The sequence below is a fragment of the Peptoniphilus indolicus ATCC 29427 genome (assembly GCF_000227315.1).
Classification (GTDB): domain Bacteria; phylum Bacillota; class Clostridia; order Tissierellales; family Peptoniphilaceae; genus Peptoniphilus; species Peptoniphilus indolicus.
The window spans coordinates 13,148-16,681 of the sequence record NZ_JH165066.1 but is presented as its reverse complement, the minus strand read 5'-3'; the positions used below and the strand labels follow the sequence as shown (position 1 = coordinate 16,681).

Sequence of the window (3,534 nt, the reverse complement as noted above, 5' to 3'; positions counted from 1 at the left end):
GAAGTTTAATAGCCAATATGTACCTTTGAGGTTGTGGTTATGGGGAAAATACTTGGACTTGATGTAGGAGATAAATGGATTGGTGTTGCGATAAGTGATGAGTTACTTATGACAGCTCAACCGTTAGTTACTATAGAGAGAGTTTCGAATAAAAAACATACGAAAAAATTTATGAGATAGTTTTAGAAAATAAAATAGAAACAGTTGTTGTAGGATTGCCAAAAAATATGAATAATACAGTTGGACCTCAAGCTGAAAAAGTATTAAAATTTTCTGAAAAGTTAAAAAATAAATATAAAGTTGAAATTATTTATATTGATGAGAGAATGACGACTCTTTCTGCAGAACGAGTATTAATAGAAGGAAATGTCAGGCGTGAAAATCGTAAAAAATATGTAGATAAGATAGCAGCTACATATATTTTGCAGACTCATCTTGATATTTTGAGGAGGAATAATGCAGAGGCAACTCTTTATTGATGAATATGACAATGTAGTTGCTTTCATAGTAAAAGCTGAGTTTAACATTGATGAAAATAGATATGTTGCTATAGCTCCTGTTGATGACCCGGGTTCAAAAACTTATATATACAAGATAGATATTGACCCATATGGTAGTGAGAGTATTACAATGCCGGAACGTTCAGAGTTATATGACGCCTTTAAGGCATATGAAAAAGTAAAAAATGATACACTTCAGTGAGGTGCTTTAAATGGATAATAGTGTTGAAAATGTAAAAGATATATTAAAGGAACATGGACATAAGTTTACTAGACAAAGAGTAGAAATATATAAAGTTTTTGCAGACAATCAAGGTGCTCATTTGTCTACTGAAGAAGTTTATAAAGAAGTTTCTGAAAAAAATAAAAATATTGGTATAGCAACTGTATATAGAACAATGCTTTTATTTGAAGAAGTAGGAATTTTAGATAAGATAAGTTTTGATGACGGTGTAACTAGGTACGAATTAAAGCACGAGTCTGGAGAAGAACATAGACACCATCATTTAATTTGTGTAGATTGCGGAAAAGTTACTGAGGTAAAAATAGATTTATTAGATAATTTAGAAAAAGAAATAGAAGAAGAGGAAAATTTCAAAATAATTGACCACAGCCTTAAATTTTATGGACATTGCAAAGACTGCTATCAAAAGTTAAAAGGAGAATAGATGAAAAATAATGGAAGAGTTAGGATAATTCCTCTTGGAGGGATGCTTGAAATTGGTAAAAATCTAACTCTAGTAGAGTATAAAGATGAAATTTTGATTGTTGATTGTGGGATGACATTTCCAGGGCATGAGTTGCTAGGAATTGATGCAGTAATCCCTGATGTAACATATTTAATTAAAAATAAAGACAGAATTAAGGCTATGATTTTAACACATGGGCATGAAGACCATATAGGAGCCATACCTTATGTTTTGAGAAAAATAAAAATGCCTATATACGGTACTGCACTTACAATAGGATTACTTGAAAATAAATTAAAAGAGCATAATATTGGGAAAGTAGATTTACATGTAGTAAATGACGGAGACAATGTTAAGATTGGTAAAATGGAAGTTGAATGGATTCATGTTAATCACTCAATTCCAGGAGCGTGTTGCTTAGCTATAAAGACTCCACTTGGATATGTATTCCATTCAGGAGACTTCAAAGTAGATTTCACACCTATTTCAGGTAAAATTATAGACTTAAATAGAATTGCTCAGATAGGAGATGCTGGAGTGTTGGCTATGATTACAGAGTCTACTAACATTCTACGTGAAGGATATACAATGAGTGAAAGCTCTGTTGGGGAAACTTTTAATAGAATATTTGCGAGTACGCCAGATGCCAGAATAATCATTGCAACATTTGCTTCAAATGTGCATAGAGTTCAACAAATCATAAATGCAGCTGAAAAATTTGGGAGAAAAGTTGTTCTTTCAGGTAGATCTATGTTGAATGTAACAGATACTGCAATTAGATTAGGATATATGAATGTCAAGAAGGGCACTATAATTGATGTCAAAGAGATGGGCAAGTATGATGATAATGAGTTGGTTTTAATAACTACAGGTTCTCAAGGAGAGCCTATGAGTGCATTAACTAGAATCGCATACAATGAACACAGAAAAATACAATTGACATCAAATGATGTTGTAATATTGTCTGCTACACCAATACCTGGCAATGAAAAAGATGTTTCAAGTGTAATAAACAAATTGTTAGAATCAGGTGCAAAAGTTATTTATGAGTCTCTAGGAGAAATACACGTTTCAGGTCATGCTTGCGAAGAAGAGCATAGATTGCTTCAATCATTAGTTAAGCCAAAATATGTCATTCCAAATCATGGAGAATATAGACATCTTTTAAGACATGCTGAAGTGGCAGAAAGTATGGGTGTCCCTAGAGAAAATATCTATATTATGGAAAACGGGAATGTGTTAGAAATATCAGAAGATGGTGCTAAGTTAGTTGCAGATGTTCCATCAGGAGATATTTTAGTAGATGGACTTGGAATTGGCGATGTTGGAAATATTGTATTAAGAGATAGAAAACACTTAGCAGAAGATGGTTTAATCGTTGTTGTAGTTACAATTTCTAAAAAAGATGGAAAAGTTATTTCAGGACCGGACATTATATCTAGAGGGTTTGTATATGTAAGAGAATCTGGTGATTTAATAGAAGATTCTAGAAATGTTATTAAGAACACATTGAAAGAACTTGAAAACAAGAAGTTAGGGGACTGGGCATCGGTTAAAACATCAATAAGAGATGACCTAAAGTCATTCTTATTTAGTCAAACTAAGCGTAACCCAATGATACTTCCAATAATTATGGAAATTTAAGGAAATCGCAAGATTTCCTTTTTTTATGAGGATTATATGAAAAGCGAAGTTTATAGAGAAGTAGTTTACGATCATGTAATAGATTATATAAATTCATTTAATGATCCAGGATATTTAAAAGATATGAGAGATTATGCTGAAGAAAATCATGTACCTATATTAGAGAGGGAAACAGAAAGCTTTATAAAATTTTTATTGAACACAACTACACCAAAAAAGGTTTTGGAATTAGGTACTGCTATAGGGTATTCAGCAATTTCTTTTACTTTAAATTCTGGCATTGAATCATATACAACTGTTGAATTGAGAGAAGATTTCACAGAAATAGCAAGAGAGAATATTAAAAAATATAATGTTGATAATGTTATAGAAGTAATAAATGGAGATGCTTATGAAGTAGTAAAAACTTTACAGGATGTGTATGATATAATATTTATAGATGCAGCGAAAGGACAATATAAAAAATATTTTGATGAATGCGAAAAACTTTTGAGTGATGAAGGAATAATTATTTGTGATAATATTTTATTTAGAGGAATGGTTACGAAAAAAGAGTTAGCTGTTAGAAGAAAGAAGACTATAATTAAAAGATTAAATGAATTTATTAGCTATATAAAAAATGACGAACGTTTTATATCAAGTATCCTTCCAATAGGAGATGGATTATTATTAGTTAGGAGAAAAGTTTGGAAAAAATAGAA

General features: G+C 31.2%; 4 protein-coding genes and 1 pseudogene. All 5 read left to right on the top strand.

Annotation, left to right across the window (positions count from 1 at the left end; translation table 11 throughout):
- The first annotated feature begins 39 nt into the window (after nt 1-39).
- The 5 genes and pseudogenes from ruvX to HMPREF9129_RS09015 all read left to right on the top strand — a co-directional run bounded on the left by ruvX (nt 40) and on the right by HMPREF9129_RS09015 (nt 3,532).
- Nucleotides 40-479, top strand: a pseudogene (ruvX, locus tag HMPREF9129_RS09035) (Holliday junction resolvase RuvX).
- On the top strand, nt 457-702 hold the full coding sequence (locus HMPREF9129_RS09030; RefSeq protein WP_004822781.1) for a DUF1292 domain-containing protein: 246 nt from the start codon (nt 457-459) through the stop codon (nt 700-702). The pseudogene ruvX and the gene HMPREF9129_RS09030 overlap by 23 nt, the downstream one beginning before the upstream one ends.
- Before the next feature lie 10 nt (nt 703-712).
- Nucleotides 713-1,168 (top strand): Fur family transcriptional regulator, encoded by a 456-nt coding sequence (locus tag HMPREF9129_RS09025; protein ID WP_004822779.1) that lies wholly within the window; start codon nt 713-715, stop codon nt 1,166-1,168.
- Nucleotides 1,169-2,833, top strand: coding sequence for a ribonuclease J (locus tag HMPREF9129_RS09020; protein ID WP_004822778.1), 1,665 nt, complete (start codon nt 1,169-1,171; stop codon nt 2,831-2,833).
- Between the two features lie 36 nt (nt 2,834-2,869).
- Nucleotides 2,870-3,532: an O-methyltransferase gene (locus tag HMPREF9129_RS09015; protein WP_004822776.1), complete on the top strand. Its 663-nt coding sequence runs from the start codon at nt 2,870-2,872 to the stop codon at nt 3,530-3,532.
- The last annotated feature ends 2 nt before the right edge of the window (nt 3,533-3,534 follow it).

What these genes read in the sequence shown, in the direction of transcription:
- HMPREF9129_RS09025 (WP_004822779.1), top strand. Translation starts at nt 713, where the DNA reads ATGGATAATAGTGTTGAAAATGTAAAAGATATATTAAAGGAACATGGA.
- HMPREF9129_RS09015 (WP_004822776.1), top strand. Translation starts at nt 2,870, where the DNA reads ATGAAAAGCGAAGTTTATAGAGAAGTAGTTTACGATCATGTAATAGAT.
- HMPREF9129_RS09020 (WP_004822778.1), top strand. Translation starts at nt 1,169, where the DNA reads ATGAAAAATAATGGAAGAGTTAGGATAATTCCTCTTGGAGGGATGCTT.
- HMPREF9129_RS09030 (WP_004822781.1), top strand. Translation starts at nt 457, where the DNA reads ATGCAGAGGCAACTCTTTATTGATGAATATGACAATGTAGTTGCTTTC.